This window comes from Streptomyces sp. SAS_270, assembly GCF_052543295.1.
Genome location: NZ_JBMNDS010000005.1, coordinates 108,841 through 131,801 on the forward strand (window position 1 = coordinate 108,841; position 22,961 = coordinate 131,801).

21 protein-coding genes are annotated in these 22,961 nt (G+C 68.6%); 20 read left to right on the forward strand and 1 reads right to left on the reverse strand.

Annotated elements, in window-relative coordinates; all coding sequences use genetic code 11:
* Positions 1 to 223 precede the first annotated feature (223 nt).
* The 20 genes from rho to ACN6LB_RS05540 all read left to right on the forward strand — a co-directional run bounded on the left by rho (position 224) and on the right by ACN6LB_RS05540 (position 21,009).
* Positions 224 to 2,272, forward strand: coding sequence for a transcription termination factor Rho (gene rho, locus ACN6LB_RS05445; RefSeq protein WP_445024791.1), 2,049 nt, complete (start codon positions 224 to 226; stop codon positions 2,270 to 2,272).
* 138 nt (positions 2,273 to 2,410) lie between these two features.
* Positions 2,411 to 4,201 carry a trypsin-like serine protease gene (locus ACN6LB_RS05450; RefSeq protein ID WP_445024847.1) on the forward strand — a complete coding sequence of 597 codons (1,791 nt, stop codon included), beginning with the start codon at positions 2,411 to 2,413 and terminating at the stop codon, positions 4,199 to 4,201.
* A gap of 212 nt (positions 4,202 to 4,413) precedes the next feature.
* Positions 4,414 to 5,571, forward strand: a complete 1,158-nt coding sequence (locus ACN6LB_RS05455; RefSeq protein ID WP_445024792.1) for an LCP family protein — start codon at positions 4,414 to 4,416, stop codon at positions 5,569 to 5,571.
* A 170-nt stretch (positions 5,572 to 5,741) separates the two neighbouring features.
* Positions 5,742 to 5,963 carry a 50S ribosomal protein L31 gene (rpmE, locus tag ACN6LB_RS05460; protein WP_100595864.1) on the forward strand — a complete coding sequence of 74 codons (222 nt, stop codon included), beginning with the start codon at positions 5,742 to 5,744 and terminating at the stop codon, positions 5,961 to 5,963.
* Positions 5,964 to 6,102: 139 nt separating this feature from the next.
* Entirely contained in the window at positions 6,103 to 7,179 is a 1,077-nt protein-coding gene (prfA, locus tag ACN6LB_RS05465; RefSeq protein WP_356138843.1) for a peptide chain release factor 1, read from the forward strand.
* A 39-nt stretch (positions 7,180 to 7,218) separates the two neighbouring features.
* Positions 7,219 to 8,064 carry a peptide chain release factor N(5)-glutamine methyltransferase gene (gene prmC, locus ACN6LB_RS05470; protein WP_356138845.1) on the forward strand — a complete coding sequence of 282 codons (846 nt, stop codon included), beginning with the start codon at positions 7,219 to 7,221 and terminating at the stop codon, positions 8,062 to 8,064.
* Positions 8,065 to 8,117: 53 nt separating this feature from the next.
* Positions 8,118 to 8,765 carry an L-threonylcarbamoyladenylate synthase gene (locus ACN6LB_RS05475; RefSeq protein WP_356138847.1) on the forward strand — a complete coding sequence of 216 codons (648 nt, stop codon included), beginning with the start codon at positions 8,118 to 8,120 and terminating at the stop codon, positions 8,763 to 8,765.
* Positions 8,762 to 9,427 (forward strand): arsenate reductase/protein-tyrosine-phosphatase family protein, encoded by a 666-nt coding sequence (locus tag ACN6LB_RS05480; RefSeq protein ID WP_356138849.1) that lies wholly within the window; start codon positions 8,762 to 8,764, stop codon positions 9,425 to 9,427. Before ACN6LB_RS05475 ends, ACN6LB_RS05480 begins: the two co-directional genes overlap by 4 nt.
* A 152-nt stretch (positions 9,428 to 9,579) precedes the next feature.
* Positions 9,580 to 10,848 carry a serine hydroxymethyltransferase gene (locus ACN6LB_RS05485; RefSeq protein ID WP_356138851.1) on the forward strand — a complete coding sequence of 423 codons (1,269 nt, stop codon included), beginning with the start codon at positions 9,580 to 9,582 and terminating at the stop codon, positions 10,846 to 10,848.
* 129 nt (positions 10,849 to 10,977) lie between these two features.
* Positions 10,978 to 12,336: an MraY family glycosyltransferase gene (locus ACN6LB_RS05490; protein WP_445024793.1), complete on the forward strand. Its 1,359-nt coding sequence runs from the start codon at positions 10,978 to 10,980 to the stop codon at positions 12,334 to 12,336.
* A 297-nt stretch (positions 12,337 to 12,633) separates the two neighbouring features.
* On the forward strand, positions 12,634 to 13,071 hold the full coding sequence (locus tag ACN6LB_RS05495) for a hypothetical protein (RefSeq protein WP_445024794.1): 438 nt from the start codon (positions 12,634 to 12,636) through the stop codon (positions 13,069 to 13,071).
* 273 nt (positions 13,072 to 13,344) lie between these two features.
* Positions 13,345 to 14,115, forward strand: a complete 771-nt coding sequence (gene atpB / locus ACN6LB_RS05500; RefSeq protein ID WP_356138934.1) for a F0F1 ATP synthase subunit A — start codon at positions 13,345 to 13,347, stop codon at positions 14,113 to 14,115.
* Positions 14,116 to 14,189: 74 nt separating this feature from the next.
* On the forward strand, positions 14,190 to 14,426 hold the full coding sequence (locus ACN6LB_RS05505; RefSeq protein WP_015657805.1) for an ATP synthase subunit c family protein: 237 nt from the start codon (positions 14,190 to 14,192) through the stop codon (positions 14,424 to 14,426).
* A 39-nt stretch (positions 14,427 to 14,465) separates the two neighbouring features.
* Positions 14,466 to 15,014: a F0F1 ATP synthase subunit B gene (locus tag ACN6LB_RS05510; protein ID WP_356138858.1), complete on the forward strand. Its 549-nt coding sequence runs from the start codon at positions 14,466 to 14,468 to the stop codon at positions 15,012 to 15,014.
* A complete protein-coding gene (locus ACN6LB_RS05515) occupies positions 15,011 to 15,832 on the forward strand; it encodes a F0F1 ATP synthase subunit delta (RefSeq protein WP_356138860.1) in 822 nt (273 codons plus the stop codon). The genes ACN6LB_RS05510 and ACN6LB_RS05515 overlap by 4 nt, the downstream gene beginning before the upstream one ends.
* Positions 15,833 to 15,964: 132 nt before the next feature.
* Positions 15,965 to 17,554, forward strand: a complete 1,590-nt coding sequence (gene atpA, locus ACN6LB_RS05520; protein WP_356138862.1) for a F0F1 ATP synthase subunit alpha — start codon at positions 15,965 to 15,967, stop codon at positions 17,552 to 17,554.
* Between the two features lie 21 nt (positions 17,555 to 17,575).
* A complete protein-coding gene (locus ACN6LB_RS05525) occupies positions 17,576 to 18,490 on the forward strand; it encodes a F0F1 ATP synthase subunit gamma (RefSeq protein ID WP_356138864.1) in 915 nt (304 codons plus the stop codon).
* Complete coding sequence (gene atpD / locus ACN6LB_RS05530; RefSeq protein ID WP_356138866.1) at positions 18,490 to 19,926, forward strand: F0F1 ATP synthase subunit beta; 1,437 nt, start codon at positions 18,490 to 18,492, stop codon at positions 19,924 to 19,926. The genes ACN6LB_RS05525 and atpD overlap by 1 nt, the downstream gene beginning before the upstream one ends.
* 125 nt (positions 19,927 to 20,051) lie before the next feature.
* The gene (locus ACN6LB_RS05535; RefSeq protein WP_356138869.1) at positions 20,052 to 20,426 is read left to right on the forward strand and encodes a F0F1 ATP synthase subunit epsilon; all 375 of its coding nucleotides are present in this window, start codon (positions 20,052 to 20,054) and stop codon (positions 20,424 to 20,426) included.
* 136 nt (positions 20,427 to 20,562) lie between these two features.
* The gene (locus tag ACN6LB_RS05540) at positions 20,563 to 21,009 is read left to right on the forward strand and encodes a DUF2550 domain-containing protein (RefSeq protein ID WP_356138871.1); all 447 of its coding nucleotides are present in this window, start codon (positions 20,563 to 20,565) and stop codon (positions 21,007 to 21,009) included.
* A gap of 19 nt (positions 21,010 to 21,028) precedes the next feature.
* Here ACN6LB_RS05540 and ACN6LB_RS05545 read toward each other — a convergent pair whose 3' ends face one another.
* The gene (locus ACN6LB_RS05545; protein ID WP_445024795.1) at positions 21,029 to 22,858 is read right to left on the reverse strand and encodes a glycosyl hydrolase family 18 protein; all 1,830 of its coding nucleotides are present in this window, start codon (positions 22,856 to 22,858) and stop codon (positions 21,029 to 21,031) included.
* Positions 22,859 to 22,961 lie beyond the last annotated feature (103 nt).

The window sequence follows — 22,961 nt, forward strand, 5'->3', positions numbered from 1 at the left end:
ACGCGCTGAGCGGTGCTGAGCACGCTCCGGAAGCCGGCGTGACCCTGCCGATGACACAGAACCTCAGTGCCACGGCTCCGGGAATCGTCATCACCAGACAAGTCTTCCGCCGCTTTGGCGGACCACCGCCCCGGCATGGTCCACACAGCAAGGGCCAAAGCCGGACAGCACAACCGGTCGCCGAGCCAGACAGGCCGACGTCCGCTCCAGGGAAGGACCCTTCGTGAGCGACACCACCGATCTGATGGGCGCGCGTGTCGAGGAGACCGCAGCCGCGCCCGCCACGGACGCCTCTGCCGCGCCTGCCTCCGGTGCCGGCTCCCGGCGGCGCCGCGGTACCGGCCTTGACGGCATGGTGCTGGCCGAGCTTCAGCAGGTCGCGTCCGGCCTCGGTATCAGGGGCACCGCGCGGATGCGCAAGAGCCAGCTGATCGAGGTCATCAAGGAGGCGCAGGCCGGAGGCGGTGCGCCGGCGAAGAGCGCCGATGCCGCCGAGGCCAAGCCGAAGCGCCGGGCCACCTCCAAGGCCCGTACGGGCGACGACGCCGCGCCGGCCGCGAAGAAGGCCGAGCAGGCCGCCGAGAAGGCCGTGGCGCAGCAGCAGATCGAGATCCCCGGCCAGCCGGCCGGCGGCCCCTCCCGTGCGAGCGACGCCGAGCGTGCGGGAGACGACGCCCCCGCGGGCGAGCGCCGCCGCCGCAGGGCCACCGCCGACGCGGGCAGCCCGGAGACGGTCGTCGCCGAGGCGAAGAGCGAGCCGAAGGCCGAGACCCCGGCCGCCGAGGCCAAGGCCGACGCCGGTGACGGCGCCGACGGTCGTCAGGGCCGCCGTGACCGCCGTGACCGGGACCGTGACCGCGGTGGACGTGACCGCGACCGCCGGGGCAAGGGCGACGAGCAGCAGCAGGGCGGCCAGGGTGCCGGCCAGCAGCAGCGCCAGGAGCGCCAGGACCGTCAGCAGCAGGGCGGCGGTCGTCAGGACCGCCAGGACCGCCAGCGCGACAACGGCCCGCAGGACGACGACGAGTTCGGTGACGGACGCCGTGGCCGTCGCGGGCGCTACCGCGACCGCCGTGGCCGCAGTGGCCGTGGCCGCGACGAGATCGCCGAGCCGCAGGTCAACGAGGACGACGTCCTGATCCCCGTCGCGGGCATCCTCGACATCCTCGACAACTACGCGTTCATCCGTACGTCCGGCTACCTCCCGGGCCCGAACGACGTGTACGTCTCCCTCGCCCAGGTCCGCAAGAACGGTCTGCGCAAGGGTGACCACGTCACCGGCGCGGTCCGTCAGCCCAAGGACGGCGAGCGCCGCGAGAAGTTCAACGCGCTGGTCCGCCTCGACTCGGCGAACGGGATGGCCGCCGAATCCGGGCGCGGGCGCCCGGAGTTCAACAAGCTGACGCCCCTTTACCCGCAGGACCGGCTCCGCCTGGAGACCGACCCGGGTGTGCTGACGACCCGCATCATCGACCTCGTCGCGCCGATCGGCAAGGGCCAGCGCGGTCTGATCGTGGCCCCGCCGAAGACCGGCAAGACCATGATCATGCAGGCGATCGCCAACGCGATCACGCACAACAACCCCGAGTGCCACCTGATGGTCGTCCTGGTCGACGAGCGTCCGGAAGAGGTCACCGACATGCAGCGGTCGGTGAAGGGCGAGGTCATCTCCTCGACCTTCGACCGCCCCGCCGAGGACCACACCACGGTCGCCGAGCTCGCCATCGAGCGTGCCAAGCGTCTGGTGGAGCTGGGCCACGACGTGGTCGTGCTGCTCGACTCGATCACGCGTCTGGGCCGTGCGTACAACCTCGCCGCCCCGGCCTCCGGCCGCATCCTGTCCGGTGGTGTCGACTCGACCGCGCTCTACCCGCCGAAGCGCTTCTTCGGTGCCGCGCGCAACATCGAGGACGGCGGCTCGCTGACCATCCTGGCCACCGCGCTCGTCGACACCGGCTCGCGCATGGACGAGGTCATCTTCGAGGAGTTCAAGGGCACCGGCAACGCCGAGCTCAAGCTCGACCGGAAGCTCGCCGACAAGCGCATCTTCCCGGCGGTGGACGTCGACGCGTCCGGTACGCGTAAGGAAGAGATCCTGCTCGGCAGCGACGAGCTCGCCGTCACCTGGAAGCTGCGCCGCGTGCTGCACGCGCTCGACCAGCAGCAGGCGATCGAACTGCTCCTCGACAAGATGAAGCAGACGAAGTCGAACGGCGAGTTCCTGCTGCAGATCCAGAAGACGACGCCGTCGCCGGGCAACGGCAACGACTGACGTCAAAAGCAGCCCTGAAGGGCCGCCTCCCTCGCGTGTCTCACGTGACGGAGGCGGCCCTTTGTGCATGTCGGGACAGGTGTACGATCGCGCCCTTCGAACTTCGGTCTCTGAGGGGGGACTTTCGTGGATACACCCATGTCCGGGGGCGGTCGGCACAGACGCCGCATCCGTATCGCCGTCCCGGTCGCGGCCGCCGGACTGGCCGCCGCCGTCGCCACCGCGCTGCTGATGTCGTCCGCAAACGCGGCGACCGCGCTGCCGACACCGACGGTCAAGCCGACCGTCTCCTCGCCCACGTTCGCCGAGCTGAAGGAACGGGCCCTGGGCGCCGTCGCCAGTGACGGCACGGCGGGTGAGACGACCCGGAAGTCGACCCTGAGCGCCGGTACGACGGAGTCGAACATCGACCCGAAGATCATCGGCGGCACCGAGACCACCATCTCCACCGCGCCGTGGATGGCCCAGCTCTGGTACTACGACGACCGGGGCACCCCCGACGACGACAGCGACGACCGCGGCTTCTTCTGCGGTGGTTCCGTTGTGTCGCCGACGAAGATCCTCACCGCCGCGCACTGTGTCAAGGGCTACGACTGGAGCGCCAACGGGGCTGTCCTGACCGGCACTTCACAGCTTCTGGGTGAGGACGGGAACCTGCACGGCGGCACCCTCACCGGTGTCCGGCGCCAGTGGAACCACACCTCGTACGGCTCGACGACGTTCAACAACGACATCGCGGTCCTCACGCTGGCGGCCCCGGTCACGGCGAAGCCGATCAGGATGACGACGTCGGGCGACACCACGTCGTACGCCGCCGGCACCAAGGGAACGCTCTACGGCTGGGGCCGCATCAGCTCCACCAACCAGGACAGCGCCGAGACGCTGAAGACGGCCACGCTGCCGATCCAGTCGGACAGCACCTGCACCGGCGCCTACGGCAGCGACTTCATCAAGGGCCACATGGTCTGCGCGGGCACCCCGGCGACCGGCAGCGACACCGGCACCACCACGGCGTGCAACGGCGACTCGGGCGGCCCGCTCATCGTCAAGGACCGAATCGTCGGCGTTGTCTCCTGGGGCGTGAAGAACTGCGTCACCAAGGGCGCGTACAGCGTCTTCTCGAAGGTCAGCACCTACGTAGGCGTCGCCTCCCCGCGCGTCGACGACGCCAACCTGGACGGCGACCACAAGGCCGACCTGTGGGTGCGCAACGCCTCCTCCAAGGAGGGCTTCGAGAAGGACTCCAAGGGCACCTCGTTCGCGGCGCGCGAGTCGTGGGGCGACTGGGACGGCGTCAACGTCGTGCTGCAGACCGACCTCAACCGGGACGGCTTCCAGGACTTCGTGGTCCGCGACAGCTCCGCGGGCGGCGTCTACTGGATGCACTGGGTGAGCTCCAGCGGCTCCTGGTCCACCAAGCAGATCTTCGACGACTGGACCACCCGAACCCGGATCGTCGCCCCCGGTGACGTCACCGGCGACACACTGCCCGACCTGCTCTCGGTCGACTCCGCCGGCGTCCTGTGGATCTACCCCGGCAAGGGCACCGGGTCCTTCTCCGCCCGCGTCAAGGTCGGCTCCGGCTGGAACCAGTACAACTCCCTGCGCGCCAAGGGCGACTTCACCGGCGACGGCAAGACCGACCTGATCGCGCGCAGCCGGAGCAACTCCTACGTCTACCTCTACAAGGGAACCGGCAAGTCCGGCTCCGCGGCCTTCTCCAGCCGCGTCAAGGTGCGCGAGTGGGGCGGTTACAACGCCTTCGACGCCCCCGGTGACGTGACCGGCGACGGCAAGGCCGACTTCCTGGCCCGCACGCCCGGCGGCACGCTCTACCTGTACCCGGGCACCGGCAAGGCCACCAGCGAGATCTTCGCCACAAGGATCTCGGTCGGTACCGATTTCAAGCAGTACGACATCTTCGGCTGAAATCGCAGGTGAGCGGCGTTTGTCCCGACTCGCCAGTGACGCTCTGTGCCCATCGCCCCACGCGGTGGGCACAGAGCGTTGTGCAACCCTTTCCCGAGTTTCCCCGTCTGACCGTACGGAGTGACCATGGAGCGGTACGCCATGTCACGACAGACCGGGCCTGACCCTGAAAGCAGGGGGTAACCGACCTTCACCTGAGGACTGAGGAGCACATGGCCGCCGAGAGCACGCCGGAGCCCGGCATACCGGGAGGGACCGGTACACCGGGAGAGCCCGGAACGAACTCCCTGCGCCCCCGCGCCAAGGGCCGTCGCCGCAAGACCCGCAGCACGCGCCGCAAGGCCCTGCTCATCACGGCCTGGACCGCCGCGGGCATCGTCGTGCTCGGCGGCACCGGCGTCGGATACCTGTACTTCAAGCTCAACGGCAACATCAAGAGCGTCGACATCAACCAGGCCCTCGGCACCGACCGGCCCCTGGACGTCGACAACGGCTCCGAGGACATCCTCGTGCTCGGCTCGGACACCCGCTCCGGCGACAACAAGAAGCTGGGCGGCGGCACCGACGACGGCAGCGCCCGCTCGGACACCGCGATGATCGTGCACGTCTACGAGGGCCACAAGAAGGCAAGCGTGGTCTCCATACCCCGCGACACCCTCGTCGACCGCCCCGCCTGCACCGACACCAAGGGCGCCTCGCACACGGCCGCGTCGGGCGTCATGTTCAACTCCGCGTACTCCACCGGCGGCGCGGCCTGCGCGGTGAAGACCGTCGAGTCCATGACCGACATCCGCATGGACCACTACGTCGAGGTGGACTTCACCGGCTTCCAGAAGCTCATCGACGACCTCGGCGGTGTGCCGATCACCACCACCAAGAACATCAAGGACGCCGACAGCCACCTGAACCTGAAGGCCGGCACGCACACGCTCAACGGCAAGCAGGCGCTCGGCCTGGTCCGCACCCGGCACGGTGTCGGCGACGGCTCCGACCTCGGCCGCATCCAGCTGCAGCAGGCGTTCATCAAGGCTCTGGTCAACCAGGTCAAGGACATCGGCGTACTGACCAGCCCGAAGAAGCTGTGGGACCTCGCCGACACCGCGACCCAGGCCGTCACCACCGACTCCGACCTCGGCTCCGTCAAGGACCTGGCGTCCTTCGCCAACGGCCTCAAGAGCATCGGCTCGTCGAAGATGAACATGGTCACGATGCCGGTCACCTACGACCCCGCGGACCCCAACCGCGTGATCGTCGAGAAGGCCAAGGCCCAGCTGGTCTGGGACGCCCTCAAGAACGACCGGGCGATCCCCCGGGCGGCCACCAAGGGCACGGCCACCGGTGACGCGAAGGGCGTCGTCAGCGCCTCCTGAGGCGCTGCGGGCCGAGGTCGCAGCCCCTTGCCGAGCGGCCGGGAATAGAACATCCGCCCCCTCGGTTTTGGGGGATGCGGCCAGTCCTGGCAGACTGGTACGTCGGCCCCGGTTCACGCCACCGCAATCCGCGGCAGCGACCCGGCGCCCTCCCGAAACTAGGAGACACCTTGAAGCGCGACATCCACCCCGAGTACGTCGAGACGCAGGTCAGCTGCACCTGTGGCGCGTCGTTCACCACCCGCAGCACGATCTCCAGCGGCACCGTCCGCGCCGAGGTCTGCTCCGAGTGCCACCCGTTCTACACGGGCAAGCAGAAGATCCTCGACACCGGTGGCCGTGTGGCCCGCTTCGAGGCCCGCTTCGGCAAGGCTGCCGCTGCCAACAAGTAGCGAGCCCACAGCGCCGGTCTTCGGCGTCCCCGGCACGGGGACGCCGGGGCCGGCGCTTTGCGGTGCAGCCCCCCAATCGTCGTAGTACCTACGTCCCAAGGCCCGCGCAGGCGCCGGGGACAGCCCATTGGAGCCGGAGATGTTCGAGGCGGTCGAGGAACTCATCGGCGAGCACGCCGACCTGGAGAAGAAGCTCGCTGACCCGTCGGTCCACGCCGACCAGGCCAACGCGCGCAAGCTCAACAAGCGCTACGCCGAGCTGACCCCGATCGTGTCGACGTACCGCTCCTGGAAGCAGACGGGCGAGGACGTCGAGACGGCGAAGGAGTTCGCCGCCGACGACCCCGACTTCGCCGCCGAGGTCAAGGAGCTGGACAAGCAGCGCGAGGAGCTCACCGAGAAGCTCCGCCTGCTCCTGGTCCCGCGCGACCCCAGCGACGACAAGGACGTGATCCTGGAGGTCAAGGCGGGCGCGGGCGGCGACGAGTCGGCCCTGTTCGCCGGCGACCTGCTGCGCATGTACCTGCGCTACGCCGAGCGCGTCGGCTGGAAGACCGAGATCATCGACGCCACCGAGTCCGAGCTCGGCGGCTACAAGGACGTCCAGGTCGCCGTGAAGACCAAGGGCGGAAACGGCGCCACCGAGCCCGGCCAGGGCGTCTGGGCCCGCCTCAAGTACGAGGGCGGCGTGCACCGCGTGCAGCGCGTGCCCTCGACCGAGTCGCAGGGCCGCATCCACACCTCCGCGGCCGGTGTCCTCGTGACCCCCGAGGCCGAGGAGGTCGACGTCGAGATCCACGCGAACGACCTCCGCATCGACGTCTACCGCTCCTCGGGGCCCGGCGGCCAGTCCGTCAACACCACCGACTCCGCGGTGCGCATCACGCACATTCCCACCGGAGTCGTCGCCTCCTGCCAGAACGAGAAGAGCCAGTTGCAGAACAAGGAGCAGGCGATGCGTATCCTGCGCTCCAGGCTCCTCGCGGCGGCGCAGGAGGAAGCGGAGCGGGAGGCCGCGGACGCCCGCCGCAGCCAGGTCCGCACCGTCGACCGCTCCGAGAAGATCCGTACGTACAACTTCCCGGAGAATCGCATCTCGGACCACCGCGTCGGCTTCAAGGCGTACAACTTGGACCAGGTGCTCGACGGTGACCTCGATGCCGTGATCCAGGCCTGCGTCGACGCGGACTCGGCCGCCAAACTGGCCGCGGCCTAAGCCTCGTACAAGACAACAGCTCAGCCCCGGAGGACCAGCGTGAACCTGCTGCTCGCGGAAGTGGCCCAGGCCACCCAGCGGCTGGCCGACGCCGGCGTGCCCTCGCCGCGCAACGACGCGGAGGAGCTCGCCGCCTTCGTGCACGGCGTGAAGCGGGGCGAGCTGCACACCGTCAAGGACACCGACTTCGACGCCCGCTACTGGGAGGTCACCGCGCGCCGCGAGGCCCGCGAACCGCTCCAGCACATCACCGGGCGCGCCTACTTCCGCTACCTGGAACTCCAGGTCGGACCCGGCGTCTTCGTGCCCCGCCCCGAGACCGAGTCGGTCGTCGGCTGGGCCATAGACGCCGTACGCGCCATGGACGTCGTGGAACCGCTCATCGTCGACCTGTGCACGGGCTCCGGCGCCATCGCGCTCGCCCTCGCCCAGGAGGTGCCGCGTTCGCGCGTGCACGCCGTGGAGCTGTCCGAGGACGCCCTGCGGTGGACCCGCAAGAACGTCGAGGGGTCCAGGGTCGACCTGCGCCAGGGCGACGCCCTGGAGGCATTCCCCGACCTCGACGGCCAGGTGGACCTGGTGATCTCCAACCCGCCGTACATCCCGCTCACCGAATGGGAGTACGTCCAGCCCGAGGCCCGGGACTACGACCCCGAACTCGCCCTGTTCTCAGGGGAGGACGGGCTCGACCTGATCCGCGGCATCGAGCGCACCGCGCACCGGCTGCTGCGCCCCGGAGGCGTCGTCGTCATCGAGCACGCCGACACCCAGGGCGGCCAGGTGCCGTGGATCTTCACCGAGGAGCGGGGCTGGGCCGACGCGGCCGACCACCCCGACCTGAACAACCGGCCGCGTTTCGCGACCGCCCGCAAGGCGATGCCGTGAGCATCCCCCAGACCCTTTTCCCACAGCAGTACGTGTACGAGGAGGCCCGCTAAATGGCACGGCGATACGACACCAACGACGCGACCGACCGCACGACCGGTCTGCGCGAGGCCGCGTCCGCCGTCCGCCGGGGCGAACTGGTGGTCCTTCCCACGGACACGGTGTACGGCGTGGGCGCCGACGCGTTCTCCTCCGAGGCCGTCACCGACCTCCTGGAGGCCAAGGGCCGCGGTCGTGGCATGCCCACGCCCGTCCTCATCGGCTCCCCGAACACCCTGCACGGCCTCGTCACGGACTTCTCCGAGATGGCCTGGGAGCTCGTCGACGCGTTCTGGCCGGGCGCCCTCACGATCGTCGCCAAGCACCAGCCGTCCCTGCAGTGGGACCTCGGGGACACCCGTGGCACCGTCGCCGTGCGCATGCCGCTGCACCCGGTCGCCATCGAGCTGCTCACCGAGGTCGGCCCCATGGCCGTCTCGTCCGCCAACCTCACGGGCCACCCCTCGCCGGAGGACTGCGACGCCGCACAGGAGATGCTCGGCGACTCCGTCTCCGTCTACCTGGACGGCGGTCCCACCCCGGGCATCGTCCCGTCGTCGATCGTCGACGTGACCGGCAAGGTGCCCGTCCTCCTGCGCGAGGGCGCACTGTCCGCCGAGGAGCTGCGGAAGGTCGTACCCGACCTCGAGGTGGCGAATTGACAGCCCCTGACGCGGGGCGTGGCATAGGCACGGGGTTCACGGGGGCCGACGGGTTCTCCGGGGGTTCCTTCCGCATCCTCCACGTCAGCACCGGCAACGTGTGCCGCTCGCCGATCACCGAGCGGCTGACCCGGCACGCCCTGGCGGACCGGCTCGGCGACCCCCTGTGGGGCGGCCTGATCGTGGAGAGCGCGGGCACCTGGGGCCACGAGGGCGCGCCCATGGAGGCAAACGCGGAGACGGTCCTCGCCGACTTCGGCGCGGACGCCTCCGGCTTCATGGGACGTGAACTGCTGGACGACCACGTCATCCGGGCCGACCTGGTGCTGACCGCCACCCGTGACCACCGACAGCAGGTCATCTCCATGGGCCACTCGGCGGGCCTGCGCACGTTCACGCTGAAGGAGTTCACCCGGCTGGTGCGCGCGATAGACCCGGCGACGCTGCCGCCGCTGAACGACGGGGTCATCGAGCGGGCACGGGCGCTGGTGCGGGCCGCCGCGGCGCTGCGCGGGTGGCTGCTCGCGCCCACCGCGGAGGCGGACGAGGTGTTCGACCCCTACGGGGCGCCGCTGCCGTTCTTCCGGTCCATCGGGGACGAGATCCACCAGGCGGTGGACCCCGTGGTCACGGCCCTCACCGGGGTGCCCGCGCGCACGTAGCCCGCCGTCCGGTGCCGCCGCGGGGGCAACACCGGGCGTCCCCGGCGCCCCGGGCCTACATTGGTCCTAAGCGACCCCGAGGAAGTGCGGGCACGCCCCCGCACCTCCCCGGAGCCGCTCGGCGCACCCCCGCTCAGGCCCCGGAGCCCACCATGTCGCTCACGCATGCTCAGGAAGCCGTACGGCCCGTCGTCCCCGGGCCCGAGTTCGACGTGCTGCGGCGGCAGGACCCGGAACTCGCCGAGATCCTGCTCGGCGAGCGGGATCGGCAGTGCACGACGCTCCAGCTGATCGCCGCCGAGAACTTCACCTCGCCGGCCGTGCTCGCCGCACTCGGCTCACCGCTCGCCAACAAGTACGCCGAGGGCTACCCCGGCGCCCGTCACCACGGCGGCTGCGAGATCGTCGACCTCGCCGAGCGCGTCGCCGTCGACCGGGCGAAGGCCCTCTTCGGCGCCGAGCACGCCAATGTGCAGTCGCATTCGGGATCATCGGCGGTCCTCGCCGCGTACGCCGCGCTGCTGCGCCCCGGCGACACCGTGCTCGCGATGGGACTGCCGTTCGGCGGCCACCTCACGCACGGCTCACCCGCGAACTTCTCGGGCCGCTGGTTCGACTTCGTCGGTTACGGCGTCGACGCCGAGACCGGGCTCATCGACTACGACCAGGTGCGCACCCTGGCCCGTACGCACCGTCCCAAGGCCCTCGTGTGCGGGTCCATCTCCTATCCGCGTCACATCGACTACGCGCTCTTCCGCGAGATCGCCGACGAGGTGGGCGCCTACCTCATCGCCGACGCCGCGCACCCCATCGGCCTGGTCGCCGGGGGAGCGGCGCCCAGCCCGGTGCCGTACGCCGACGTCGTCTGCGCCACCACCCACAAGGTGCTGCGCGGCCCCCGCGGCGGCATGATCCTTTGCGGCAGTGATCTTGCCGAGCGCGTCGACCGGGCCGTCTTCCCGTTCACACAGGGCGGCGCGCAGATGCACACCATCGCGGCCAAGGCCGTCGCGTTCGGCGAGGCGGCAACTCCGGCGTTCACGGCGTACGCCCATCAGGTGGTCGCCAATGCGAGGGTGCTGGCCGACGCCCTCGGCGCGGAGGGGCTCGTGATCACCACCGGTGGCACCGACACGCACCTGCTGGCGGCCGACCCGGCGCCACTCGGCGTCGACGGGCGCACCGCCCGCGGCCGGCTGGCGGCCGCCGGAATGGTCCTCGACACCTGTGCGCTGCCCCACGGGGACGCCCGTGGCCTGCGGCTGGGCGCGGCAGCGCTGACCACGCAGGGGATGGGCGAGGCGGAGATGGTGCGGGTCGCGGCGCTGTTCGCGGCGGTGCTCAGGGACGAGGTCGACCCGGCGAAGGCGCGTGAAGAAGTGAGGGAGCTGGCCGGAAGATTTGCGCCCTATCCCGGCTGAGGCGGGGTAGGCGCACACGTGTGCACAGCCACTCGTGCAACCATCGTCGCTACCCGGAAGTCCCCAACCGTATGCGTCCCTCGCTAGGGTGTGGGGCTGAGATGGCCGGCGAGACCTGTGGGGAAGCCCGTGCGTGAATACCTGCTGACGCTCTGCATCACGGCTGCGGTGACGTACCTGCTGACAGGGCCGGTGCGGAAGTTCGCGATCGTGGCCGGAGCCATGCCGGAAATCCGGGCGCGCGACGTCCACCGCGAACCCACCCCGCGGCTCGGCGGCATCGCGATGTTCTTCGGCATGTGTGCGGGACTGCTGGTCGCCGACCACCTGCCGAACCTCAGCGAGGTCTTCGAGAAGTCCAACGAACCACGGGCCCTGCTCTCCGGGGCGGCGCTCATCTGGTTGATCGGCGTCCTGGACGACAAGTTCGAGATCGACGCCCTGATCAAGCTCGGCGGACAGATGATCGCCGCGGGCGTGATGGTCGTCCAGGGTCTGACGATCCTGTGGCTGCCGATCCCGGGCGTGGGCCTGTTCGCGCTCACCCAGTGGCAGAGCACACTGCTGACGGTCGCGGTCGTCGTCATCACCATCAACGCGGTGAACTTCGTGGACGGCCTCGACGGTCTGGCCGCCGGCATGGTGCTCATCGCGTCGGCCGCGTTCTTCCTGTACGCGTACCGGATCTGGTACTCGTACGGCATCGAGGCGGCCGCCCCCGCCACGCTCTTCGCCGCCGTGCTGATGGGCATGTGCCTGGGCTTCCTGCCGCACAACATGCACCCCGCGCGGGTCTTCATGGGTGACTCCGGCTCGATGCTCATCGGGCTGGTGCTCGCCGCCGGCGCCATCTCCATCACCGGGCAGATCGACCCCGACGCCCTGAACCTGTTCTCCGGTTCGGAGCGCAACACCGTGCACCAGACGGTGCCCGTGTACATCCCGATGCTGCTGCCGCTGACGATCATCGCGGTGCCGGCCGCCGACCTGGTGCTCGCCATCGTGCGGCGCACCTGGCGCGGTCAGTCGCCCTTCGCCGCGGACCGGGGGCACTTGCACCACCGGCTGCTGGAGATCGGCCACTCGCACAGCCGGGCGGTGCTGATCATGTATTTCTGGTCGGCACTGATCGCCTTCGGCGCCCTCGCCTACTCGGTGAACTCGGGGGCCATGTGGATCGTGCTCGGCATCGTGGCGCTCAGCGCGGTGGGTCTCGTCCTGCTTCTGCTGCCGCGGTTCACGCCGCGCGCCCCGCGCTGGGCCGAGCACTTCGTGCCGCCGCGCTACCGGCGCCGCAGGGCGGCGGCCGCCGCCGAGGCGAGCGCGGCCTCCCTCGTGGACGGGGCAGGGGAGAGCGACTGCGACGAGGAGGACGCCCGCGAGGAGCGCACCCCGGTCGTCGCGGGAGTCTCAGGAGTCAACGGGGCGACGGCAATTGGCCCGCGTTCACGTTTCCTGGACGGGCGCAAGGCCGGATCGTCGCGCTGACCGCAAGGTAAGAATCTGACTAAGACATGACCTGCTCGTGGGAGTGCAAAGCCCCGCAATACCAGACAACTTGGCCTGGTTCTTGCACAGACGCGCAGCTTCACTCTCATGTGTGACACCGAGCACACCAACCAGGTAAAGACCTCATCAAATAGTTTGTGATACGGTTCACGAGAACCCGGGACAGAGCCGAAGGACCTTAAAGCGACGGTCCATTGGCGTGAGGTTCTCTCTCCACCCGGGACTACGCTCGTCCATGACGACACCCTGCCCCCTTCAGCAAGCGGAGTTGCCGCCATGCCGTCCAATGACGCCCGGAACCTTCTGCAGACCGCTGTGCCCACAGCAGCTGCCGGCGCGCTCGTCGTCGCCGTCAGCGGTGTGGTCGCCGGCGGCAAGGGGGCCATCGGCGCTGCGGTCGGCACGGTTCTGGCGATCCTCTTCATGGGGATCGGCCTTTACATCCTGCAATGGACGGCCAAAACGCTTCCGCAGCTGTTCCAGGCGATGGGGCTGATGCTCTACGTCGCCCAGCTCCTGCTGCTTCTGATCTTCGTCGCCGTCTTCAAGGACACGTCCCTCTTCAATCCGAAGGCGTTCGCCGTCGGGCTGGTGGTCGCGACCGTCGTATGGATGGCCGCGCAGGCACGTGCGCACATGAAGGCCAAGCTCTTCTACATCGATCCCGAACCCGAGAAGAGCGAGAAGTCCGAGAAATCAGGGTCTTCGTCGTGAGGGGTAGGGCCGGGATAAAGCCGTACGAGATCTCCTGCTATCGTCCGGTGCCAACTGCGGCATCGCGGGCGCGGGCATCTGAGCTGACGCCTGCTCAATCGCGAGGCTTGATGCCCCAAAGCCGCCCCCACATCCGTTTCACCAGTCCAGTGCCGACCAGCGGCTGCGCGCCGCGCCGACACAACGAGGTTGCCGTACCCATGCGTCACGCCGAAGGAGCCCGTGGTGAGTGCTGACCAGACCCAGCTCGCCTTTGAGTGGAACTGTCGGATCATGTCCGACAACGGCTGCGGCTTCCCGGCACCGGGCCTGCACTCGTTCCTCTTCCAGCCGATCGCCACGGTCGGAGGGTTCGAGTTCAACAAGGTGATGTTGCTCGCGCTCATCACCACCCTCTTGGTCATCACCTTCTTCACCCTTGCTTTCGGTAAGGCCAAGGTGGTCCCGGGCAAGCTGCAGATGGTGGGCGAGGCCGGTTACGACTTCGTACGCCGCGGCATCGTCTACGAGACGCTCGGCAAGAAGGAGGGCGAGAAGTACGTCCCCCTGATGGTCTCGCTCTTCTTCTTCATCTGGATCATGAACATCTGGTCCGTGATTCCGCTGGCCCAGTTCCCGGTCTCATCGGTCATCGCGTTCCCGATGGTGCTGGCCGCCATCGTCTACATCGTCTGGGTTTCGCTGACGTTCAAGAAGCACGGCTTCGTCGGCTTCTTCAAGAACGTCACGGGCTACGACAAGTCGCTCGGCGCCGTACTGCCGCTCGTCATGGTCATCGAGTTCTTCTCGAACCTGATCGTCCGGCCCTTCACGCACGCGGTGCGACTGTTCGCCAACATGTTCGCCGGTCACTTGATGCTGGTGATGTTCACCGTCGCCTCCTGGTACCTGCTGAACGGTGCGATGGTTCCGGCGGCCGGTGTCTCCTTCGTGATGACCGTCGTCATGATCCTCTTCGAGCTTTTCGTGCAGGCGGTCCAGGCGTACGTCTTCGTGCTCCTCGCCTGCTCGTACATTCAGGGCGCTCTCGCCGAGCACCACTGAGCATCCCTCCCGCAAGCCCCTAAGCGTCCGGTGGCCAACCCCCGCCGGTCCAAGAAACAGAAGGAAGATTCAGCATGGCTGCCACTGAGACCCTTGCCGCTGTCTCCGGTTCGCTCGGTTCCATCGGCTACGGCCTCGCCGCCATCGGCCCCGGCGTCGGCGTCGGCATCATCTTCGGCAACGGCACCCAGGCGCTGGCCCGTCAGCCCGAAGCTGCCGGCCTGATCCGTGCCAACCAGATCCTCGGCTTCGCCTTCTGTGAGGCGCTCGCCCTCATCGGCATCGTTATGCCGTTCGTGTTCGGTAAGTAATCACCTCTTACCTGACACGATTCGACGAAAGGCACTGATGTGATCGCCAACCTGGTTGCACTCGCGGCCGAGGAAGAGCAGAACCCGCTCGTCCCGGCCGGACCCGAGCTGCTCGTCGGCGCCATCGCCTTCGCCATCGTCTTCTTCTTCTTCTGGAAGAAGCTCCTCCCGAACATCAACAAGGTTCTGGACGAGCGCCGTGCGGCGATCGAAGGCGGTATCGAAGAGGCCGACGCCATGAAGGTCGAGGCCCAGAGCGTTCTTGAGCAGTACAAGGCTCAGCTCGCCGAGGCCCGGCACGAGGCCGCGCGTCTGCGCCAGGAGGCGCAGGAGCAGGGCGCCACGCTCATCGCCGAGATGCGGGCCGAAGGCCAGCGTCAGCGCGAGGAGATCATCGCCGCGGGCCACTCGCAGATCGAGGCCGACCGCAAGGCCGCCTCGCAGGCACTGCGTCAGGACGTGGGCAAGCTCGCCACCGACCTGGCCGGCAAGCTGGTCGGCGAGTCCCTCGACGACCACGCCCGCCAGAGCCGCGTCATCGACCGCTTCCTCGACGAGCTCGAGGAGAAGGCCGAGGCGACTCGATGACAGCGCACGGAGCGAGCCGCGAGGCCCTGGCAGCCGCACGTGAGCGTCTCGACGCGCTGACGGACAACACGTCCGTCGACGCGGCCGCGCTCGCGGAGGAGCTGGCCGCCGTCACCACGCTGCTCGACCGCGAGGTGTCGCTGCGTCGGGTCCTGACCGACCCGGCGCAGGCCGGCGAGGCCAAGGCCGAACTGGCCGGGCGCCTGTTCAGCGGCCAGGTCAGCGGGACGACCGCCGACCTGGTGGCAGGCCTGGTGCGCTCCCGCTGGTCGCAGTCGCGCGACCTGGTGGACTCCCTGGAGGAGCTCGCCGCTGTCGCCGACCTCACGGCCGCGCAGAAGACGGGTTCGCTCGACGACGTGGAGGACGAACTGTTCCGGTTCGGCCGGATCGTCGCCTCGAACACCGAGCTGCGCGCCGCGCTGACCGACCGTTCCGCCGCGAAGGCGGCCAAGGGCGAGCTGCTGCGCAGCCTGCTCGGCGGCCGTGCCGACGCGACGACCGAGCGTCTGGTGACGCGCCTTGTGACCGCGCCGCGGGGACGTAGCCTGGAGGCGGGACTCGAGTCCCTGTCCAAGCTCGCCGCCGACCGCCGCAACCGCATGGTCGCCGTCGTCACCTCGGCGGTCCCGCTGAGCGACGTACAGAAGCAGCGCCTCGGCGCCGCTCTGGCGAAGATCTACGGCCGCCACATGCACCTCAACCTCGACGTCGACCCCGAGGTCGTCGGCGGGATGCGGGTGCAGGTCGGCGACGAGGTCATCAACGGCAGCATCGCGGACCGACTCGAGGACGCCGGCCGCCGCATGGCCGGCTAGCAGCAACTCAATACGCGTTACAGCAATACGTAGTGCTTACGGCCCTGGTTGGGCCGTGCAGAGGATTCCTGGGGGCTGACCCCAGACCCCCCAAGAAAACTTCGGGCCCAACAAGGAGAGCAGGGAACCCAGATGGCGGAGCTCACGATCCGGCCGGAGGAGATCCGGGACGCGCTGGAGAACTTTGTCCAGTCGTACAAGCCGGACGCGGCCTCGCGCGAGGAGGTCGGTACGGTCACCGTCGCCGGCGACGGCATCGCCAAGATCGAGGGCCTGCCCTCGGCCATGGCGAACGAGCTGCTGAAGTTCGAGGACGGAACCCTCGGTCTCGCCCTCAACCTTGAGGAGCGCGAGATCGGTGCGGTCGTCCTCGGCGAGTTCAGCGGTATCGAGGAGGGCCAGCCGGTGCAGCGCACCGGTGAGGTGCTGTCCGTCGCGGTCGGCGAGGGCTACCTCGGCCGTGTCGTCGACCCGCTCGGCAACCCGATCGACGGCCTCGGCGAGATCGAGACCACCGGACGCCGCGCCCTTGAGCTGCAGGCCCCGGGCGTCATGGTCCGCAAGTCGGTGCACGAGCCGATGGAGACGGGCTACAAGGCCGTCGACGCGATGACCCCGATCGGCCGTGGCCAGCGTCAGCTGGTCATCGGCGACCGTCAGACCGGCAAGACCGCGCTGGCCGTCGACACGATCATCAACCAGCGCGACAACTGGCGCTCGGGCGACACGAAGAAGCAGGTTCGCTGCATCTACGTCGCCATCGGTCAGAAGGGTTCGACCATCGCCTCCGTGCGTGGCGCCCTCGAAGAGGCCGGCGCGCTGGAGTACACGACCATCGTCGCCGCCCCGGCGTCCGACCCGGCCGGCTTCAAGTACCTTGCGCCGTACACCGGTTCGGCCATCGGTCAGCAGTGGATGTACGAGGGCAAGCACGTCCTCATCATCTTCGACGACCTCTCGAAGCAGGCCGACGCCTACCGCGCCGTGTCCCTGCTGCTGCGCCGCCCGCCGGGCCGTGAGGCCTACCCGGGTGACGTCTTCTACCTGCACTCCCGTCTGCTGGAGCGCTGCGCGAAGCTCTCCGACGACCTGGGCGCCGGTTCGATGACGGGTCTGCCGATCGTCGAGACCAAGGCGAACGACGTGTCGGCGTTCATCCCGACCAACGTCATCTCCATCACCGACGGCCAGTGCTTCCTGGAGTCCGACCTGTTCAACGCCGGCCAGCGTCCGGCCCTGAACGTCGGTATCTCGGTCTCCCGTGTCGGTGGCTCCGCCCAGCACAAGGCGATGCGCCAGGTGTCCGGCCGGCTCCGCCTCGACCTCGCCCAGTACCGCGAGCTGGAGGCGTTCGCCGCCTTCGGTTCCGACCTGGACGCCGCGTCGAAGGCCCAGCTGGAGCGCGGTCAGCGTCTGGTCGAGCTGCTCAAGCAGGCTCAGTACCAGCCGATGGCGACCGAGGACCAGGTCGTCTCCATCTGGGCCGGCACCACCGGCAAGATGGACGACGTACCGGTCGCCGACGTCCGCCGCTTCGAGAAGGAGCTGCTGGAGTACCTGCACCGCAAGGAGCAGGGCCTGCTGACCTCCATCAAGGAGGGCGCGAAGATGTCGGACGACACCCTCACCGCCATCGCGGACGCCATCGCGGACTTCAAGAAGCAGTTCGAGACCTCGGACGGCAAGCTTCTCGGCGAAGACGTTCCGGCCGCGGCCAAGTGACGTAAGGAAGGGACCTGACTCATGGGAGCCCAGCTCCGGGTCTACAAGCGTCGCATCCGATCCGTCACCGCGACCAAGAAGATCACCAAGGCGATGGAGATGATCGCCGCCTCGCGTGTCGTCAAGGCGCAGCGCAAGGTGGCGGCCTCCGCGCCGTACGCGACCGAGCTCACCCGCGCGGTCACGGCGGTCGGCGCCGGTTCGAACACCAAGCACCCGCTGACCACGGAGGCGGAGACGGCGACCCGTTCCGCGGTGCTGCTCCTGTCGAGCGACCGCGGACTGGCCGGCGCCTTCAACTCCAACGCCATCAAGGCCGCCGAGCTGCTGACGGCGCGCCTTGAGGCGGAGGGCAAGGAGGTCGACACGTACATCGTCGGCCGCCGCGGTCTGGCCCACTACCACTTCCGCGAGCGCAAGGTCGTGGAGTCGTGGTCGGGTTTCACCGACGAGCCCACCTACGCGGACGCGAAGAAGGTCGCGGGTCCGCTGATCGAGGCCATCGAGAAGGAGACGGCGGACGGCGGCGTGGACGAACTCCACATCGTCTACACCGAGTTCGTCTCGATGATGACGCAGACGGCCATTGACGGCCGACTGCTGCCGCTGCGCCTCGAAGAGGTTGCGGAGGAGGCGCCCAAGGGCGAGATCCTTCCGCTGTACGAGTTCGAGCCGTCGGCCGAGGACGTCCTGGACGCCCTGCTGCCGCGGTACGTCGAGAGCCGTATCTACAACGCGCTGCTCCAGTCGGCTGCCTCCAAGCACGCCGCCACGCGCCGCGCGATGAAGTCGGCGACCGACAACGCGGGAGACCTGATCACCTCTCTCTCCCGTCTTGCCAACGCGGCCCGCCAGGCCGAAATCACCCAGGAAATCAGCGAGATCGTCGGTGGCTCCGCAGCCCTGGCCGACGCGACCGCGGGGAGTGACAAGTAATGACGACGACAGTTGAGACGGCCGTTGCCACGGGCCGCGTCGCCCGGGTCATCGGCCCGGTCGTCGACGTGGAGTTCCCCGTCGACGCGATGCCGGACATCTACAACGCCCTTCACGTCGAGGTGGCCGACCCGGCCAACGCCGGCGAGAAGAAGACGCTGACCCTGGAAGTCGCCCAGCACCTGGGTGACGGCCTGGTCCGCACGATCTCCATGCAGCCCACCGACGGTCTGGTCCGCCAGGCCGCGGTGAGCGACACCGGCACGGGCATCACCGTTCCCGTCGGTGACTTCACCAAGGGCAAGGTGTTCAACACCCTCGGTGAGGTGCTGAACTCCGAGGACAAGTACGAGGGCGAGCGCTGGTCCATCCACCGCAAGGCCCCGCGCTTCGACGAGCTCGAGTCGAAGACCGAGATGTTCGAGACCGGCGTCAAGGTCATCGACCTTCTCACCCCGTACGTCAAGGGTGGAAAGATCGGTCTGTTCGGTGGTGCCGGTGTCGGCAAGACGGTGCTCATCCAGGAGATGATCTACCGCGTCGCCAACAACCACGACGGTGTCTCCGTGTTCGCCGGTGTCGGTGAGCGCACCCGTGAGGGCAACGACCTCATCGAGGAGATGTCGGACTCGGGCGTCATCGACAAGACCGCCCTTGTCTTCGGCCAGATGGACGAGCCCCCGGGCACCCGTCTCCGTGTGGCCCTGGCCGGTCTGACCATGGCGGAGTACTTCCGCGATGTGCAGAAGCAGGACGTGCTGTTCTTCATCGACAACATCTTCCGCTTCACGCAGGCCGGTTCCGAGGTCTCGACCCTGCTCGGCCGTATGCCCTCCGCGGTGGGTTACCAGCCGAACCTGGCCGACGAGATGGGTCTCCTCCAGGAGCGCATCACCTCGACCCGTGGTCACTCGATCACCTCGATGCAGGCGATCTACGTCCCCGCGGACGACCTGACCGACCCGGCCCCGGCCACCACGTTCGCCCACCTCGACGCGACGACGGTTCTCTCCCGTCCGATCTCCGAGAAGGGCATCTACCCGGCCGTGGACCCGCTGGACTCCACGTCCCGCATCCTGGACCCCCGCTACATCGCTGCGGATCACTACACCACCGCGATGCGCGTCAAGTCGGTCCTGCAGAAGTACAAGGACCTCCAGGACATCATCGCGATCCTCGGTATCGACGAGCTGGGCGAAGAGGACAAGCTCACCGTCCACCGTGCCCGTCGCGTGGAGCGCTTCCTGTCCCAGAACACCCACGTCGCCAAGCAGTTCACCGGCGTCGACGGGTCGGACGTTCCGCTGGACGAGTCGATCACGGCGTTCAACGCGATCATCGACGGCGACTACGACCACTTCCCGGAGCAGGCGTTCTTCCTGTGCGGTGGCATTGAGGACCTCAAGGCCAACGCCAAGGAGCTCGGCGTTTCCTGAACCACGTGTTCGTGAGGGGGGCGGGGCCGCACCTCGCGGGGTGCGTCCCGTCCCCCTCCGTACGCCTATTAGACTTTGACCCAACACCCGGCATTACCGCCGGGTGGTGACCCGAGGAGCCCACCTTGGCTGCTGAGCTGCATGTCGAGCTCGTCGCCGCGGACCGCAGTGTGTGGTCCGGCGAGGCCACCCTGGTCGTCGCGCGTACCACGTCCGGCGACATCGGCGTCATGCCCGGTCACCAGCCGCTGCTCGGTGTGCTGGAGTCGGGCCCGGTGACCATCCGTACGAGCGACGGGAGGACGGTCGTCGCCGCAGTGCACGGCGGTTTCATCTCGTTCGCCGACAACAAGCTGTCGCTGCTGGCCGAGATCGCCGAGCTGTCGGACGAGATCGATGTCCAGCGTGCGGAGCGGGAGCTCGAGCGCGCGAAGGCGGAGGGCGATGCCGCCGCCGAGCGCCGCGCGGACGTCCGCCTGCGTGCGGTGGCGGTGCGCTGACCCCAGCGCACGGAATGATGTGACTCAGCCGCGGCCGGGACTGGATAAAACCAGACCGGGCCGCGGCTGAGGCGATGCGGGTGCTTTTTTCCGTTTCATTACCTGCTTTACCTAGGAGACGAGGAGGTCGGTGTCGATGGTCCTCGCTCTGACTGTGTGCGGGTTGGTAGTGGCGTTCGTCGCGGTGGGGCTGTTCGTCTTCGGCCTCCGCCGCCGGCTGATCCAGCGCTCGGGCGGCACGTTCGACTGCAGCCTGCGCTGGGACGTCCCCAAGGACAGCGACACCAACGGCAAGGGCTGGGGCTACGGAGTGGCCCGCTACAACGGCGACCGCATCGAGTGGTACCGCGTCTTCTCCTACGCCCCCCGCCCGCGCCGCGTCCTTGAGCGCTCGGCGATCGAGGTCGCGGGCCGCCGCGCCCCCGAGGGCGAGGAGGAGCTGGCGCTCCTCTCCGACGCGATCGTCCTGGCCTGTCTGCACCGCGGCACGCGCCTCGAACTGGCGATGAGCGAAGACGCGCTGACCGGATTTCTCGCGTGGCTGGAGGCAGCCCCGCCCGGACAGCGCGTCAACGTTGCTTAGTCGTTAGTCGTTAGTCGTTCTACGACAGTCCGCTGTTGATGGCGCTCACCAGCTCGCCGTTGCTGGTGTCACCGCTGAACTCCCAGAAGAACGCGCCGCCCAGGCCCTGGTTCTTGGCCCAGGTCATCTTGGTGCCGATGGTGGCCGGGGTGTCGTAGCTCCACCAGTTGCTGCCGCAGTGCGCGTACGCCGTGCCGGCGATGGTGCCGGTGGCCGGGCAGGACGTCTTGAGGACCTTGTAGTCCTCGATGCCCTGCTCGTAGGTGCCGGCCGCCGGGCCCGTGGCCGTGCCGCCCGGGGCGTCCTGGGTGACGCCGGTCCAGCCCCGCCCGTAGAAACCGATACCGATCAGCAGTTTCTTCGCGGGGACGCCCTTCGCCTTGTACTTGGCTATCGCGTCGGCCGTGGTGAACCCGGCCTTCGGGATGCCGCTGTAGGAGGTGAGCGGGGAGTGCGGGGCGGTCGGGCCCTGCGCGTCCCAGGCGCCGAAGAAGTCGTACGTCATCACGTTGTACCAGTCGACGTACTGTGCGGCGCCCGCGTAGTCGGCGGCGTCGATCTTGCCGCCGCTGGAGCCGTCGGCGGTGACGGCCGAGGTGACGAGGTTGGAGGACCCGAACTTCGCCCGCAGCGCGGACATCAGGTTCTTGTACGCGGCGGCTCCGCTGGTGTCACAGCTCAGCCCGCAGGCGTTCGGGTACTCCCAGTCGATGTCGATGCCGTCGAAGACATCGGCCCAGCGCGGGTCCTCGACCAGGTCGTAGCAGGACTGCGCGAAGGCCGCCGGGTTGGCCGCGGCCGCGCCGAAGCCGCCGGACCAGGTCCAGCCGCCGAAGGACCAGATCACCTTGAGGTTCGGGTACTTGGCCTTCAGTTCGCGCAGCTGGTTGAAGTTGCCGCGCAGCGGCTGGTCCCAGGTGTCGGCGACGCCGCTGACCGACTGGTCGGCGGTGAACGCCTTGTCGTAGTCGGCGTAGGAGTCGCCGATCGCGCACTTGCCGCCGGTGACGTTGCCGAAGGCGTAGTTGATGTGCGTGATCTTCGCGGCCGACCCGGACGTCACCAGGTTCTTGACGTTGTAGTTGCGTCCGTAGATGCCCCACTCGGTGAAGTAGCCGAGCTTGACGTTGCTGCCGCCGGTGGGCGGCGGGTCCGTGGTGCCGCCGGTGGTGTGCACGGCGACCGAGCCGCTCACCGGTCCTGTCTGGTCGGCGGTGTCACGGGCCTGCACGGTGTAGGAGTAGTCGGTGCCGGCGGTCAGACCGGTGTCGGTGTACGACGTCGAGGTCACGGTGGCGACCTTGGTTCCGCCGCGCAGGACGTCGTAGTTCTTGACGCCCTTGTCGTCGGTGGCCGCGGTCCAGCTGAGCTTCGCCGAGGTGTCGGTGATGGAGGACGCGGTCGGAGTGCCCGGCGCGGTGGGTGCGCTGTCGCCGGGGACGGTGCCGCCGCCGTCACAACTGCCGCCGTTCAGCTTGCAGTTGGAGGGCGAGCCGGGGCCTGCGCCGTTGAAGCCGAAGGAGATCGAGGCGCCGGGGGCGAGGGTTCCGTTCCAGGACTTGTTCTTGGCGGTCCAGTGGGTGCCGGAGGACGTGACGTCCGCGTCCCAGGCCGAGGTCACGGACGTACCGGAGGGGAAGTCCCACTCGACCGTCCAGGAAGCGATGCTGGTGGTGCCGGTGTTCTTGACGGTCCACTTGCCTTCGAAGCCGGTGCCCCAGTCCTGGGTCTTGGCGTACGTGGCGGTGGCCGCGGTGTCGGCGTGCGCGGGGCTCGCGAGGCCGACCAGGGCGGCGAGCGGGAGCAGGAAGGTGCTGAACCCTGCCACGGCTCTGTGTCTGAAGCGCATGCCGCGCCTCCTCGGGGGTGTAGGGGATCTGACTGAGCCATCAGGTCCACAGTGCCGCGAGAATAGAAAGGTCTGGACCATAGGTCAATAGGTCTGGACCAGT